The organism is Desulfonatronospira sp. MSAO_Bac3 (genome assembly GCF_003838035.1).
Lineage (GTDB): Bacteria > Desulfobacterota > Desulfovibrionia > Desulfovibrionales > Desulfonatronovibrionaceae > Desulfonatronospira > Desulfonatronospira thiodismutans.
The window spans coordinates 1-13,385 of record NZ_QYZY01000246.1 but is presented as its reverse complement, the minus strand read 5'-3'; the positions used below and the strand labels follow the sequence as shown (position 1 = coordinate 13,385).

At 52.6% G+C, this 13,385-nt stretch carries 16 protein-coding genes; 2 read left to right on the top strand and 14 right to left on the bottom strand.

The genetic code is table 11. From position 1 onward, the window contains the following. Window positions 1-189 precede the first annotated feature (189 nt). Genes tsaD through D5S03_RS08495 form a run of 3 tightly spaced genes read right to left on the bottom strand, consistent with a single transcriptional unit; the run spans window position 190 to window position 3,036 of the window. Window positions 190-1,275, bottom strand: a complete 1,086-nt coding sequence (tsaD, locus tag D5S03_RS08505; protein WP_287043484.1) for a tRNA (adenosine(37)-N6)-threonylcarbamoyltransferase complex transferase subunit TsaD — start codon at window positions 1,273-1,275, stop codon at window positions 190-192. Further along, entirely contained in the window at window positions 1,268-2,278 is a 1,011-nt protein-coding gene (gene fbp / locus D5S03_RS08500) for a class 1 fructose-bisphosphatase (protein WP_008871316.1), read from the bottom strand. Before fbp ends, tsaD begins: the two co-directional genes overlap by 8 nt. An 11-nt stretch (window positions 2,279-2,289) precedes the next feature. Then, complete coding sequence (locus D5S03_RS08495) at window positions 2,290-3,036, bottom strand: hypothetical protein (protein WP_287043483.1); 747 nt, start codon at window positions 3,034-3,036, stop codon at window positions 2,290-2,292. A gap of 538 nt (window positions 3,037-3,574) precedes the next feature. On the opposite strand from D5S03_RS08495, the gene D5S03_RS08490 reads away from it, so the two are divergent. Both D5S03_RS08490 and D5S03_RS08485 read left to right on the top strand, forming a co-directional pair. Next, window positions 3,575-4,054: a hypothetical protein gene (locus D5S03_RS08490; RefSeq protein ID WP_008871314.1), complete on the top strand. Its 480-nt coding sequence runs from the start codon at window positions 3,575-3,577 to the stop codon at window positions 4,052-4,054. Next, window positions 4,054-4,275 carry a hypothetical protein gene (locus D5S03_RS08485; RefSeq protein ID WP_287043480.1) on the top strand — a complete coding sequence of 74 codons (222 nt, stop codon included), beginning with the start codon at window positions 4,054-4,056 and terminating at the stop codon, window positions 4,273-4,275. The genes D5S03_RS08490 and D5S03_RS08485 overlap by 1 nt, the downstream gene beginning before the upstream one ends. Before the next feature lie 366 nt (window positions 4,276-4,641). On the opposite strand, the gene D5S03_RS08480 is transcribed toward D5S03_RS08485, so the two are convergent. The 11 genes from D5S03_RS08480 to D5S03_RS08430 all read right to left on the bottom strand — a co-directional run bounded on the left by D5S03_RS08480 (window position 4,642) and on the right by D5S03_RS08430 (window position 13,109). Further along, the gene (locus D5S03_RS08480; RefSeq protein ID WP_287043478.1) at window positions 4,642-5,931 is read right to left on the bottom strand and encodes a tetratricopeptide repeat protein; all 1,290 of its coding nucleotides are present in this window, start codon (window positions 5,929-5,931) and stop codon (window positions 4,642-4,644) included. An 82-nt stretch (window positions 5,932-6,013) separates the two neighbouring features. Further along, entirely contained in the window at window positions 6,014-6,289 is a 276-nt protein-coding gene (locus tag D5S03_RS08475; RefSeq protein ID WP_287043476.1) for an FtsB family cell division protein, read from the bottom strand. Window positions 6,290-6,350: 61 nt separating this feature from the next. After that, window positions 6,351-6,620: a hypothetical protein gene (locus D5S03_RS08470; protein WP_287043474.1), complete on the bottom strand. Its 270-nt coding sequence runs from the start codon at window positions 6,618-6,620 to the stop codon at window positions 6,351-6,353. Next, complete coding sequence (locus D5S03_RS08465) at window positions 6,613-7,086, bottom strand: response regulator (RefSeq protein ID WP_287043472.1); 474 nt, start codon at window positions 7,084-7,086, stop codon at window positions 6,613-6,615. Before D5S03_RS08465 ends, D5S03_RS08470 begins: the two co-directional genes overlap by 8 nt. Window positions 7,087-7,235: 149 nt before the next feature. Continuing rightward, the gene (locus D5S03_RS08460) at window positions 7,236-8,405 is read right to left on the bottom strand and encodes a type IV pilus twitching motility protein PilT (protein ID WP_287043470.1); all 1,170 of its coding nucleotides are present in this window, start codon (window positions 8,403-8,405) and stop codon (window positions 7,236-7,238) included. A 2-nt stretch (window positions 8,406-8,407) separates the two neighbouring features. Continuing rightward, window positions 8,408-9,490: a type IV pilus twitching motility protein PilT gene (locus D5S03_RS08455; protein ID WP_008871307.1), complete on the bottom strand. Its 1,083-nt coding sequence runs from the start codon at window positions 9,488-9,490 to the stop codon at window positions 8,408-8,410. 125 nt (window positions 9,491-9,615) lie between these two features. Continuing rightward, window positions 9,616-10,155 (bottom strand): CDP-diacylglycerol--glycerol-3-phosphate 3-phosphatidyltransferase, encoded by a 540-nt coding sequence (pgsA, locus tag D5S03_RS08450; RefSeq protein ID WP_008871306.1) that lies wholly within the window; start codon window positions 10,153-10,155, stop codon window positions 9,616-9,618. Between the two features lie 5 nt (window positions 10,156-10,160). Further along, window positions 10,161-10,739: a transglycosylase SLT domain-containing protein gene (locus tag D5S03_RS08445; protein ID WP_008871305.1), complete on the bottom strand. Its 579-nt coding sequence runs from the start codon at window positions 10,737-10,739 to the stop codon at window positions 10,161-10,163. A 5-nt stretch (window positions 10,740-10,744) separates the two neighbouring features. Beyond that, on the bottom strand, window positions 10,745-11,347 hold the full coding sequence (mobA, locus tag D5S03_RS08440) for a molybdenum cofactor guanylyltransferase (RefSeq protein WP_287043467.1): 603 nt from the start codon (window positions 11,345-11,347) through the stop codon (window positions 10,745-10,747). Window positions 11,348-11,368: 21 nt separating this feature from the next. Continuing rightward, window positions 11,369-12,256, bottom strand: a complete 888-nt coding sequence (locus D5S03_RS08435) for a formate dehydrogenase accessory protein FdhE (RefSeq protein ID WP_008871303.1) — start codon at window positions 12,254-12,256, stop codon at window positions 11,369-11,371. An 82-nt stretch (window positions 12,257-12,338) separates the two neighbouring features. Further along, on the bottom strand, window positions 12,339-13,109 hold the full coding sequence (locus tag D5S03_RS08430; protein ID WP_008871302.1) for a prepilin peptidase: 771 nt from the start codon (window positions 13,107-13,109) through the stop codon (window positions 12,339-12,341). Window positions 13,110-13,385 lie beyond the last annotated feature (276 nt).

Here is a 13,385-nt window from a genome sequence, read left to right as displayed (position 1 = left end):
GGGACAGGCACTCCGGGACCCACTTGAGCATCATTTTGTGCTTAAAACATCTCATTTTTTGGGACAAGTGGGTCCCGGAAGAGCCAGTCCCCATGCCACATGCAAAGCGCTAAACAGATACCTTATTGCAAACGTTTCCAAGTAAAGTTGTTTGAAATTAAATCCTCAATCCCTGAATCCTTCAATCCCTCAATTCCTGAATTCCTCAATCCCCGAATTTTTCAATCCACAATAGTCCCAGGGTATTTTTCTACCCCTGGGCACTGCTTCCAGTTCCAGGTCGTGATACAGGCCGTGCCTGGCCAGAATTTCGCCGCAGCAGGCTATCATGGAGGCGTTGTCCGTGCAGAGGTTCAGGCCGGGCAGAATAAGACGCAGGCCCATGCTGCTGCAAAGCTTTATTGTTTTTTGACGGATCATGGAATTGGCTGCAACCCCCCCGGCCAGAATAACGTTTTGTACCCCAGTGGCAGAAACGGCCCTTTGCAGCTTGGCCTGCAGGGTTTCGGCCACTGCCAGGTTGAATGAGGCACATACCCTGGCCAGTTCCGGGTCCGGTGTGGAGTCCGGAGTTATTTCCAGGGGATTTTCCTGAACAAGCCCGGGGTGCTTGCGGATGTGATTGACCAGGGCTGTTTTGAGTCCGCTGAAGCTGAAGTCGAGGCTCGCGTTGTCCAGGTAAGGCCTGGGAAACATATCCGGGTCCGGCTCTGCAAAGCTTGCGAAGCGGTCAATATAGACCCCTCCGGGATACGGCAGGTTCAAGGCCCTGGCCGTCTTGTCAAAGGCCTCTCCGGCTGCGTCGTCCAGTGTACGGCCCAGCAGTTCAAATTCGATGCTGGAGTCAATTTTATACAGGCTGGTATGCCCCCCGGAAACCAGCAGGCCCACGGCCGGGAATTCAATCTCCTGTTCCAGCGCCGGGGCCATGAGGTGGGCATGCAGGTGGTTTACTCCCACCAGGGGTACTTTAAGGCCCATGGCCAGACCCTTGGCAAAGCCAAGGCCCACCAGGAGGCAGCCCAGCAGCCCGGGCCCCCGGGCCACTGCAATTAGCTCAACATCCCCGGCCCGGCGTTCGCTTTTCTTAAGAAGGCTGTGCCACAGGGGCTGCAGCTTGCGCAGGTGCTCCCGGGAGGCCATTTCAGGCACTACGCCGCCGAAAATGGAGTGCTTGTCCACCTGGGAAAAAATGACCTCCTGCAGTATCCGGCCTTCATCAACAAGGGCCATGGCGGTTTCGTCGCAGGAAGTCTCTATTCCCAGGCTAAGCATCCTGATCCCTGTAAAAGCTTACAGCCTGCTCCACGTCATTTTTGGAGCCTATGAACAGGGGCACTCTCTGGTGCAGTTCATGGGGGTCGATTTCCAGTATCCTTCTCTGGCCGTCGCTGGCCGCCCCGCCGGCCTGTTCCACCACGTAGGCCAGTGGATTGGCTTCGCACATGAGCCTTAGCTTGCCGCTGGTTTTTTTGGGGTCGCGGTTGTCTTTGGGATACATGAAGATGCCGCCGCTTAAAAGGTTGCGGTGAAAATCAGAAACCAGGGAGCCGATGTAGCGCAGGGAATAGGGCTTGCCCCGCCTGTTGTTGCTGGACTTGAAGGCGTTGACGCATTCCTGGGTGGGTTTGTCCCAGTAGTCCCAGTAGCTTTCATTCACAGAGTAGACTTTCCCCTGTTCCGGGGTCTTGATGTTGGGGTGGGAGAGCAGAAATTCCCCCACGCTGGGATCCAGTGTAAACCCGTGCACTCCGCTGCCCGTGGTATAGACCATCATGGTGGAGGAGCCGTAAATGAAATACCCTGCAGCCACCTGGTTCTCGCCTTTCTGCAGTACCTCTTCCATGTATACCGGGCCATTCTCGCGGGTGCGCCGGAAAATGGAAAAAATGGTTCCGATACTTACGTTTACGTCTATGTTGCTGGAACCGTCCAGGGGATCGAAAAGCAGAATATAATCACCCTGGGCGAACTTTGAGGGGATTTCTATGAGGTCTGCATTTTCCTCGGAAGCCATGGCACAGAGGAAGCCGGCCCTCTGCATGCGATATATGAGGATGGAGTTGGCCAGTTCATCCAGCTTCTGGACTTCCTCTCCCTGGACATTGGTGTCCCCGGTAAGACCCAGGACATTCACCAGCCCGGCCTTGTTCACCTCCCTGGATATAATTTTGGCGGCAAGGATAAGTTCGTTTAGCAGCCTGGTGAAACGCCCAGTGGCCATGGGGCTGGCCTTTTGGTGTACAAGCAGATGTTCGGTTACTGTAATTTGGCGCATGACAACCTCCCTTATTTGTCTTTAAGCAGATATATCAGCCAGTCCTGGCCCACAGACCGGGCAAACCAGAAAAACCGGCTGTTATCCACCTCGATTGTGCCGCTTATTTTTTTCCTGGTGAGCTCTCCCCATTCCACCTCGTTCATCTCTTCCTTCAGGTCCTGGTACTGTCCCGGCCAGACCACCTTTTCCCTGCAGATGATGACGATTTCATCGGGATCGGCGCTGTCGGCTATGAAACTTCTGGGGTCAAAATGAACCACTGTCAGCCCTTCTATTTCAAAATCCCGGTATACGGCACTGGCAAGCAGTATTTCCGGCCCCAGTGGAGTGTCTTCCACTGCAAGCATTGTCTGGCCCAGGGGCAGCTCCAGGGCCCTGGGAAACAGCGGGGAATATTCAAGCTGTTTGATGCCGTCCCGGGGATGCTCGGCCTGTACATTTTTCTCGGTGTCCAGTACAGCAATGCCGTTTAACCAGGGAAAGTCCTGCACCAGGTTTCCCTTCCATTGCAGCGGCGGGTAATCGTCCTGGACAGACAGCCGGCGCAGGAGCATGGACAATTCAGTATCCACCGGGTATATGTTCTGGACAAGCTCCAGTTGAAGCCTGTCCATGTCTTTGTCGGAAACTTTCATCTCGTACTCCGACGGACCGGTGGGCCAGTACCTGTCTCTCAGTTCCGTTATCCCGCCGCAGCCAGGGGTGAGAAGGATCAGGGCCAAGACGAGTATTACCGGGAACGTGAACTGATTCATTCTTCCTCCATTATAAAAAAAGTAGCTTTGCAGTTTATCACAAGAAATGCTCCCCAGGTTTTTTGCGCGGTTGCCGGGAGCCTGACTCGGCGCATAGATATCTGGTTAGCAGCAACAAAAAATAAGGCCATATAATGCTGGCCTGAAATTGAAAATGCCGGGAAATACCTTGAACCCGGCCATGCACAGGGTTTATTCATCAAGGGTCTACCCTGCCAGATGTCTCTGCAAAAAGTCATTTTGTCACGTCAGGCGTGTGACAAGAGGACAGGGGTTTCGACGCCATGATATATAAAAATCGAATAGTTAGCTGCATCCAGTCGGAGATGGCTGTCTGCATTCAGACTTTCTGCAGGTTTATCCTGCCCGCCCAGGTTCTGTAATCAATCCCGGGTTTGATATTATTTCCCTTTTTCTATAAATAAATGTGTCTCAGGACGCAATACCAAAAACCCTGTCCAGTGCCTTGCGCTTTGACGGACAGATTAAACATGCACAGGATTTGCTTCAAGGGATTTCCTGCTGAAGGCTGACAGTTATGGATGCTTGGGATCTTCTTATATACCTGATGATATTTCTGGCGGCGGTGGTGGGAACCGCTCTGGCCTATGCCCGCATGCTGGACTGGAAAAAGAGAAATATCAAGCTTCTGGAACAGCGTCTGGCTGAAACACAGAAGCATTATAACGAACTGACAAAAGAGGTCGGGGATCTCAAGCTCAAGAAAAACAGGCTGAGAAGCGAGCTGCAGGACCGGAAAAAGGTTCAGGACATGAACAGTGAAACCAGGCAGAAAGAGCAGGAACATGATCAGGAATGGGCTGAGGATCAGCTCCCGGAGAGCCTTTCGTATCTGCTCAATAAAGGTATAGTTGAACACAAGCACATTGAAAAGGCCAGGCAGTACCTTGAAAAAGGGGACAACGCCGGGCTTGCAGTGGAAGACGCCATGGTTCTTCTGGGTTTTGTTCAGCCAGAGGATCTGCGCAAAGCCAAAAAAAAGGTGCAGAAAGACTGATGTATTTTATTCTTTGGACATTGCTGCTGCTGGTTTTTTGCTCCTGGTTTCTGGGGTACAAGTATATCCAGATGCATGCGGAAATAAGGGCCAGGGAGCATAAGATAATCGCCAAGGAGGCCCGGATAAAGGAGATGATAAAAGGCCTTGAAGAAGAAAAGGAAAAGCTGGAGCAGGAGATCCAGGAGGTCAGCAGCGAGCTTGGCCAGATGAAGGAATAGGATTCAGGGATTTAGGGATTGAGGGATTGGGGGATTCAGGAATTCAAGAATTCAGGAATTGGGGGATTAAGAATTCATTTTAATGCTGCAGGGAAACTTATGACTGACTTCCGGGGACTGTCCCGCACCTACTTGATTTCTCAGCAAGTTCCAGCGATTTCATGAAATCATTCCCAAGTAGGTGCGGGACTGTCCCCAATTGAGATACGATATCAGCACAAATTTCAAACAAACATGTTGGCAACTTTATCTGACACCCAGCCTGCCCCGCTGGATAGAATTACGTGCACGGCGTAAACTCCCCTCCTTAGCCAAGGAGGGGCCGGGGGTGGTTGTATGAGATCCCTTCCTTATCCCTTCCCTTTCCTATTTTTTATCCAGTCTGTCAGCAAGGCGGGAAAGAAAACTCATGACCTCTTTTTTATCTGAAGCCTCCCTGTCTGTGCTTTTTTCCTTTTCCCCTGCATCTTCAGGATCAGTTTCCAGGAAGTTTTTTTCCCGGTCTTCAAGAAATTGCTGCGGCTCTTTTTCATCTGTGTTGTCAGGCTGCCGGGCAGCAGGATCGGTGTTGAGGGCTGAAGGTTCTTCCATCTCAGCCGTCACAGGAGACTGGTCCCGGCTATCATGGTCCAGGCCCAGTGTTTGTTGCAGTCCGGAGATAATGCTTTCCAGTTCCAGTCGTTCCGGGCCGGGCAGACTTCTAACCCAGAGTTCCCTGTAGATGTCCAGAGCCTTTTGATACTCTTCCTGGGCGGCCAGCAGGTCAGCCATGGATCTTGTCCTGGCATCGTCTTCAAATTTTATATCCTCCACTTCTTCCGGATCGTCGAACTCTTCTTCCCCGGCGATGCTGTCCGGCTCGATTTCCTGCAGTTCATCGTGCTGGTTTGCTTCTTCATGAAGAGGCGCATCTTCGCCGGCCTGGGTAGTGGCATGCATTTCGTGTTCGACAGCATCAGGCTCCTCTTCAGGGGCTTTCTGGGGTTCGGAAAGCTCGGGGAAATCCTCATGGGATGCTCCGGGCTGCGCATCTTCCTCTACGGTATCCATGCTTTCCAGGGGGGCTTCATGAGCAGCTTCCTCGCCAGGTATCTGCGTGTCCTCGCTGTCCAGAGGCTCTAAGGAGAAATCCCGGCTGGTGTCATTTGCAGGCCCTGTGTCAGGTTCCGGATCTGATTCGTCCGGTTCAGGTTCCGGGTGCGGATGGGCAGGGACTGGCTCAGCAGGGGGTGTTTCCGGAACATGGGATTTTTTCAGATGGTCCAGGCCGTTTTGAAAAACCCGGGACCAAGTAAGGGAATGATCAGATATCCACGAGGACAGAAAAGCAGCAGCAAGGGCTGGCTCATCACGGCCTTCCTCTTTGAAGGCAGCAGCCAGTCCTGACCAGAATTCCGGTGAATCCAGGACCCTGTCGAATATCTCCCGGTAAACCCCCCGGGCGGCACTTGAATTGCCGGCGCGCTCCATGACCGATGCCAGGAGAAGTCTGGCCTGCATGTGCTCGGGGTGCTTTTCCAGGCCGGATTCCAGAACTGCCTGGGCTTTTTCCAGGTGGTCATGTTCGCAGTAGAGTCTGGCCAGGGTGTAGAAAAGCTTGGAGCCGGGCTCAAGCTCCAGCACCTGCTCGTAGAAGTCAATTCTGTCTTGGCTCATGCATTGTCCCGTTGTGCCTTTTTTCGGTTTTTGATTTTCTGCTGCGGAAAAAGCCCGCCCCGGACAAGTCAAACACGCACATTTAATCGGAAAAGTAGTACATTACCTCGTCTTCGCGTACGTATCCCATTTCCTTGCGCACAGCCTCCTTGATGAAGTCCTTTCTGCTGCGCAGGTGCTTTATTTCTTTGCTGAGCTGCTTGTTTTCATCTAAAAGCGCCTTGTTTTCCTGCTTGAGTTCCTGAAAAGTCTCTTTGTTTTCCAGGTAGACCGGTACGCTGCTGGGCCCCCAGTAAAGCTGGTAGGCCAGGACTATGTTTGCACCGAGCAGGATAAGTACGATGAGCCTGATGAGCATGGTAATTCTTTCATCCGGAGCCGGTCTGGAAGATATCCGAAAATATTTGAAGCCCTGGAGCTTACTGCAGAGTTTCGTGGTTTTCCTGGGGCAGAAATTCCCCGGGGATCTCCAGTTCTTTCAAAAATACTTCCGTGGCGTTTTCAATACGTTCAACTTCAGCGTCTGAAAGCTCCAGGCCGGCGATTTTACCGGAAATTTCCTTGAGTTGCCTGAACTCTTTTTTCAGTTCATGGTGGACAGAAATCCTGCTCAGCAGGGGTTCCATTTCTACAATGGTCAACAGGCAGTTTTTGAGCCTGGCCTGAAGTATTGTCTTTTCATTAATCATTCATTTCCTCCAAAACCTTGTGCCAAGGGTGATAGTAAAGCTGGTATCCCCTGAGGCACTGCATAATAAGTTCTTCCAGGTTGTCTGAATCATCGATGTTGAGGTAAAAGTTGGCACCCAGCACTAAGGACTGGCTCTGGTGCATGCTGGGCGCTTCACCGCCCAGAACGATCAGGTTCATGGCCCGCCTGGTGTTGCCGGGCCATGAATTTATCTCCTCAAACATGGAGGCATTGCTGCTGTTATGCTGTACCACAGCCACATCGTACCTGTTCAGGCGAAGTTTGGCCACCCCCTGTCCCGGATCGTCAGCCGTGGCTGTATAATACCCCTGGGATTCGAATATGGTAACTAATTTTTCCGTAAGCCCTTTTTCCTGAGTAAAAATAAAACAGGTCCTGGAGCCGGGGGGGAACAGGTCCGGCTCTACTGATGCATTTTCGTTAGGTATTGCATCCTGATTCATGAGTTAATAACCTCATTGAAAAAAGTTGGTACCAGCTAAGGATCTGTAACGATATAAGTGTTATATTTGTCTTCTAATTGTTCACACGCGCAGATCAAGAGATGCCCACCATGAAGCCCAAGAAGGTCCATGAAAGGTGTATGTGCATCTTACCTGTTTCTGTTTTCATAGTCCAGGTCCAGTTCCAGACCGTCTATATCCGTGACTTTCTCGCCCTTGAGGGATTTCTCCCTGTCTATCATCTGCTTCAGACGGGACTTGTCCGAGGCGCTTAACATGGCCGTCTCTTCGGCTATTATACCTTCCTTGTAAAGCCGCATGAGGTACTGGTCAAACGTGGCCATGCCGTAAGTCTCTCCTGCGGAAATAACATTGTAAAAGGTCTTTTCCTCGGTTTCCCCGTTCATGATTACGTCGCGTATGCGCAGGTTGGAGCTCAGGATCTCGAAGGCGGCCACGCGTCCGCCGTCAGTCCTGGGCAGAAGCCTCTGGGAGACCACGTATTTAAGGCTGTCCGCCAGCCTGGAGCGGATGAGCTGTTCTTCGCTTAATTCAAACATGGCTATGATGCGGTTGACGGTCTGGCCGGCATCGCTGGTATGCAGGGTGCCCAGGACCAGGTGGCCTGTTTCGGCTGCTTCCAGGGCAATGCCCACTGTTTCCCGGTCTCTTATTTCCCCCACCAGGATTACTTTGGGAGCCTGGCGCAGAGCAGCCCGCAGGCCCGAGGCGAAGCTGTCGAAGTCCCTGCCCATTTCCCTTTGATTGATTACCCCTTTTTTGTGGGGATGGGTAAATTCCACCGGGTCTTCCAGGGTGACGATGTGCTTGCTTTCCCTGGAGTTTATTTCGTTGATGAGGGCCGCAAGGGAGGTGGATTTACCGGTTCCGGTGCCTCCGGTGACCAGGATCAGTCCGTATTTTTCCCTGGCCATATCCTGAAATATTTGCGGCAGGGCCAGATCCTCCAGGCTGGGGACATGCATGGCAAGCTTGCGCATGACCACGGCCAGAGAACCCTTCTGCCCGAACACGTTGACCCTGAACCTGGACTGCCCGGGCAGTTCGTAGGACAGATCACAGGAGCCTGTGCGGGCCTGGTCCCGGTAAAGTCTTAGATCGCTTCCCATCATGGCCATAGCCATGGCTTCCACCTGGAAGGGAACCAGGTTGCCCATATCCGGGCTGATGCGGGCATCGGCCAGCTGCCCGTGGACCTCTACCTGGATGGGCTTGCCCGCGGTGAGGATGATATCCGACAGGTCCGGGTGCTTTGAGAGTATCTGTCCAATGATGTGATTCAGCTGCGATTTGAGCATAGTTACACCTCTGTAAAGTCCTGGGGGGTGTCTTTGAGATAATCTTTAAACTTGGCCTTGTTAACGGCCTTGTTGTAGGCGTCTTCAGGGTCGATGCGGCTTTGCTGCAGGTGTTTCATGATGGATTCGTCCAGAGTCTGCATGCCGAATTTTTTTCCGGTTTCAATGACGGAATTTATCTGGAAGTTTTTGTTTTCCCGTATGAGGTTTCTAACTGCAGGGGTGGCGATGAGAATTTCCAGGGCGGCCACCCTTCCGGGCTTGTCTATGCGCTTGAACAGGCTCTGGGCGATGATGGCCCGCAGGGATTCGGACAGGCTGGATCGTATCTGCCCCTGCATTTCACCGGGAAAGACCTCGATAATGCGGTCAATGGTCTTGGAAGCGGAAATAGTATGCAGGGTGCCGAATACCAGGTGGCCTGTCTCCGAGGCTTCCAGGGCCAGTTCAATGGTTTCCAGGTCCCGCAGTTCCCCTACCAGGATGATGTCCGGGTCTTCGCGCAGGGCTCCGCGAAGGGCGGATTTGAAGCTCTGGGTATCCCGGCCCACCTCGCGCTGGTTTATCAGGCAGTTTTCTGGCTGGTGCACAAATTCTATGGGATCTTCAATGGTCAGGATATGATCCTTGCGGGTCTTGTTGGCGTAATCGATGCATGCGGCCAGAGTGGTGGATTTTCCGCTTCCAGTGGGTCCGGTGACCAGGACCAGCCCCTTGGGCAGCATGGCCAGGCGCTTCATGATCCCGGGCAGGCCGAGATCCTCAATGGACAGGATTTTCTGGGGAATCTCCCGGAAGACTGCAGCTACGCCCAGTCGCTGCCAGAAGAAATTGACCCTGTATCTGGCCACGTTGGGCACTTCATAGGAAAAGTCCACATCCCCGGTTTCCTCGAAGACCTTGACCTTGTTTTCCGGGGTGATTTCATAGAGCATTTTTTTCAGTTCTTCGTTTTCCAGGGCCTTGTACTTGATGCGCTGCAGTTCGCCGTGCAGGCGGATGATGGGCTGAGAACCCGTGGAAAGATGCAGGTCCGAAGCCCCAAGTTCATGCATCATCTTGAAAAAAGCATCTATCTGAGCCATGTGTCATCTCCCTTGGTATCTTGAACGTTTTTGTCCCCTGCCTTCTGACCTCTGTCCTCTTATTTCTTATTTCTGACTTCTGGTTCCTGCCTTCTGACCCCTGACTTCTGACCTCTGACTTCTGGTTACCGAAAGGCCTGCACGTAAAACACCCTCAGATAATTGATCCCGGAAACAACCGCCAGGATCATGGCGATGTGAATCAGGATCTGTCCCAGCAGGGTGGGATCAAAACCCCACCAGGGGTAATGAAGCATCAGAGGACAAAGGGCTACAACCTGGAAAATGGTTTTCAGTTTGCCGTACCTGTCAGCGGATATGACAATGCTTTGCTCCGCAGCAATGGCTCTTAATCCGGTGACGGTTATCTCCCTGGTGATTATCACTATGGCAATCCAGGCATGCAGCCAGCTGTTGTGCACCAGCATTATGAGTACTGCTGTAATGAGGATTTTGTCTGCCAGGGGGTCCAGGAACTTGCCCATTTTGGTTACCTGGTTGTATCGCCTGGCCAGAAGACCGTCAAAGAGGTCGGTCAGGGAAGCTATGATAAAGATGAGCATGGCTGCCGCCGCAGTAGTCCTGGAAGGAAAATAGAGAAGGATTACTATAATGGGAACAGTGGCAATTCGGGCGAATGTCAGGCTGTTGGGCAGATTGAACATGGTTTTCACCGGACCTGTTTGGAGTTGTTGTAAATGTCCAGGACCCTGTCAACATAGTTTACGGTTTCCTCAAAAGGAGGGATGCCACCATATTTTTCCACCCTGGACGGGCCGGCATTGTATGCAGCCAGGGCAAGCTCGGTGTCCTGAAAGCGGTTTAAAAGCCATCTGTAGTACCTGACGCCGGCCTCCACATTGGAATCTGCGTCAAAGGGGTCTTTCAGGCCCAGGTCTTTTTGCGTCTCGGGCATGATCTGCATCAGACCCTGGGCTCCGGCCAGAGATACCGCCCGGGCGTCGAAATTGGACTCCACCTGGATCATGGCCCGGATAAGATCGGGATCCACCTGGTAACGCCTGCTGTAGGTCACTATGCTTTGCTCCAGTTGTCCGGGCGTCTTCTCCTGGGTGCGACCGAAAAAGGCAAAGGGCCGGTATTTCTGCGAAGTGGGCAGGTCTGTGAAATGGTGCGTACCGGATTCATCCTGGTAGTAGTAGATTGTCCCCTGTCCGGCCCAGGCAGGTTGTCCGGCAAGAAGGAGATAGACAGCCCCCATAATTCCTGCGGCTTGAATAAATGACATACACTTTACCCTGTCAGAGTGCCTGGATTGACTTCAGAAAGAATCTTTTCCAGGTCCCCGGGGTAGTTTACATTGAAGAAAAAGTGCTCCTCCTGGATCCCGTAAGGGATATGCAGGCGGTATTCCGGAGGCACGGCTGTGCTCAACCTGTAGCATCCCTTCTCATAAGAGGCAAGGAGCAGGTCCAGGCAGCGGGTTTCGTAAACGGCCACCAGGGATTCGATGTAACCGGTTTGCTCCTGCATAAAAGTGGTCATGCACTGTCTGCCGGGAGAGGAGCTTCTGTGTGCAATAAGCCTGGCAAGCAAGTCCTCATGCATGGCAGGCAGGTCACAGGCCAGGACAAGGCAGGGAGAGCTGAGCCTTTTAAGGGCTGTGATTATCCCTCCCATGGGGCCTATGCCCGGAATTTCATCAAGCATCCAGGGTGCGTCGACCTGCTGCGGGTGCTGTCCCACCACCCAGGTGCTCCGGCAGAACCTGCGGGCCAGGGAGACCATGCGCTGGACCAGGGTCTGCCCCTGTATCCTGACCCGGGTCTTATCCCTGCCCAGGCGGGTGCTTTTTCCGCCTGCAAGGATGACCGCGCTTAAGTCTTGAGCAGTCATTCGCTTTAAAAGGCAAAAATCTTAGAAGCCCCAGGCTGACAGGGTGGGGCGGATATATCCCTCTTCCTTGGCCTTGATGTCCAGGGGCAGTGATTCCAGGTCGTCCAGCGGGGGCAGTGCCTTTTTGTCCATTTCCCTGAAGTCCATTGTCTTAATGTACATATTGCAGGATGTGCAGAGATCCACCCTGAACCCGGGAATTTCCCTGGTATGAAAGTATTCAAAGGAGTCGCTTTTTTCCACGGCGCAATACGGGCAGGCCATTCTTTTGAAACGGTATGCGGTGTGGCAGAAACTGCAGTGCAGGTAGCGAAATCCCTGTTTTTCTCTTAACTCTGCTATATAGGGCAGGCTGCCGCATACGGGACAGTGCCCTGACTGAAAAGTCTGCTGGGCGGGCAGGGCCAGGCTTAAGGAGTCGGCGGTTTTCGCCAGGGAAGGGGCGGCCGCGGACTGGACCAGGAAGTTCAGACTCCTGGGTGCTGAAGGCGTTTTTTCTCCAAAGGAGCGAAAGAAGTCGTCGTCGCCTTCAAGGTATTTTTTCATGGCCATGTCCAGAAATTCCGGGTCGCTGTCCATCTCTTTCTGGATGACCTCCATTGACTGGACCAGGTGTTCGTTGGAATCAGCCATGAACTTGAGGATTTTCAGGGCCAGTTCTCTGGACGTCTTGAAGTCCAGGGGGAACTCCTCCCTGGGTAGAAGCGGCTTGCCGCTGAGTACTTCATGGCTTGATGCAAGCGATGTGTGGGGATTGTTTTCCGGAGAAGCCTTTTCCGCGGCTTCCAGCTGATTTTTTATGATAAAGTCTACAAGCTGGGTAAGTTCTTTAGGGAGAAATGATTTCTGTTCCAGGGGTTTTTTGCGTTTTTTGTAGATTTTCAGTGACTTTTCCGGCTGTGTGAACATGTTTTCTCCAGTGATTTTGTTGTTGTTTCAGGCACAAGAGATAATTCTTTCGTCTTGAAAAGGCAATGCCAAAAGCGCTTTATCAACCACCCAGATACCAGGTCCATATATTTTCGCCGGCCAGGATATATATCACTGCTCCCAGGGCCAGAAAGGGGCCGAAGGGAATGGGGGTCTGCATTCCTCCTCCGGGGGTCTTTTTCATGTATATAAGTGAAGCTGCCAGTCCGGTCAGGGCTGCGGCGAATATCTGGATTGGAAGCCCCTGCCAGCCCACTAAGGCCCCCAGCATAAGCATGAGTTTTATGTCTCCGGTACCCAGGCCTTCGACTTTTTTGAATGTCCTGTAGGCCCATTGCAGGCTCCAGAACAGTCCCGCGCCCAGAAGCGCCCCCAGCAGTGCGTCCAGCCAGAAGACAGGCAGGATAAATGACGCGCCAAAGGCCAGCAAAGCCCCGGGCAGGGTGATGATATCGGGCAGTATGTATATTTTCAGGTCAATAAAGGAAGCCACAATAAGCAGGCCGAAAAAAAGCATGTAAGCCAGCCACTCCAGGCCGAAGCCGAATTTGAGAGCCAGAAAGAGGGCCAGTATTCCCGACAGGCTTTCCACGACAGGGTAGACCGGACTTATGCCCTGTCTGCATGAGCGGCATCTGCCCAGCAGCAGCACGTAACTGATCAGGGGAATGTTTTCCCACCAGGACAGGATGTGCCCGCATCCCGGGCAGTGAGATCCCGGCAGGACTATGGACTGGCCGGTAACATAACGGTGGATGCAGACGTTGTAGAAGCTGCCCAGGCAAAGCCCCACTATCAGGGCCAGGACAGGAAAAAAACTTTCAAATTCCATGCAGCAGTCCGGGTGGTTTTGCAGGTTTAAAAAAACTGGCGTAACTGTTCAGCACGCCTTGGGTTCACTCTTGTTCTGGCAAAAGTGTTATCATGGTTGATTGTAAATCATTACATAGACTTTAACTTAGCCCTGTAGACATACACAAGTCAACAGTAACTCTTCAGGGGGGAGATATGCCAATTTGCCTGTCTGCCATGTGGGCAATGCCCCCGCACATATCCTTTAAACTATTTGCTACCTGCGCACACAAGGCCTGAAGAAACTCTAATGAAT

Bases quoted from the DNA above. Each gene is read 5' to 3' on its own strand.
- tsaD (WP_287043484.1), bottom strand. From the start codon at position 1,275: ATGCTTAGCCTGGGAATAGAGACTTCCTGCGACGAAACCGCCATGGCC.
- fbp (WP_008871316.1), bottom strand. From the start codon at position 2,278: ATGCGCCAAATTACAGTAACCGAACATCTGCTTGTACACCAAAAGGCC.
- D5S03_RS08495 (WP_287043483.1), bottom strand. From the start codon at position 3,036: ATGAATCAGTTCACGTTCCCGGTAATACTCGTCTTGGCCCTGATCCTT.
- D5S03_RS08490 (WP_008871314.1), top strand. From the start codon at position 3,575: ATGGATGCTTGGGATCTTCTTATATACCTGATGATATTTCTGGCGGCG.
- D5S03_RS08485 (WP_287043480.1), top strand. From the start codon at position 4,054: ATGTATTTTATTCTTTGGACATTGCTGCTGCTGGTTTTTTGCTCCTGG.
- D5S03_RS08480 (WP_287043478.1), bottom strand. From the start codon at position 5,931: ATGAGCCAAGACAGAATTGACTTCTACGAGCAGGTGCTGGAGCTTGAG.
- D5S03_RS08475 (WP_287043476.1), bottom strand. From the start codon at position 6,289: ATGCTCATCAGGCTCATCGTACTTATCCTGCTCGGTGCAAACATAGTC.
- D5S03_RS08470 (WP_287043474.1), bottom strand. From the start codon at position 6,620: ATGATTAATGAAAAGACAATACTTCAGGCCAGGCTCAAAAACTGCCTG.
- D5S03_RS08465 (WP_287043472.1), bottom strand. From the start codon at position 7,086: ATGAATCAGGATGCAATACCTAACGAAAATGCATCAGTAGAGCCGGAC.
- D5S03_RS08460 (WP_287043470.1), bottom strand. From the start codon at position 8,405: ATGCTCAAATCGCAGCTGAATCACATCATTGGACAGATACTCTCAAAG.
- D5S03_RS08455 (WP_008871307.1), bottom strand. From the start codon at position 9,490: ATGGCTCAGATAGATGCTTTTTTCAAGATGATGCATGAACTTGGGGCT.
- pgsA (WP_008871306.1), bottom strand. From the start codon at position 10,155: ATGTTCAATCTGCCCAACAGCCTGACATTCGCCCGAATTGCCACTGTT.
- D5S03_RS08445 (WP_008871305.1), bottom strand. From the start codon at position 10,739: ATGTCATTTATTCAAGCCGCAGGAATTATGGGGGCTGTCTATCTCCTT.
- mobA (WP_287043467.1), bottom strand. From the start codon at position 11,347: ATGACTGCTCAAGACTTAAGCGCGGTCATCCTTGCAGGCGGAAAAAGC.
- D5S03_RS08435 (WP_008871303.1), bottom strand. From the start codon at position 12,256: ATGTTCACACAGCCGGAAAAGTCACTGAAAATCTACAAAAAACGCAAA.
- D5S03_RS08430 (WP_008871302.1), bottom strand. From the start codon at position 13,109: ATGGAATTTGAAAGTTTTTTTCCTGTCCTGGCCCTGATAGTGGGGCTT.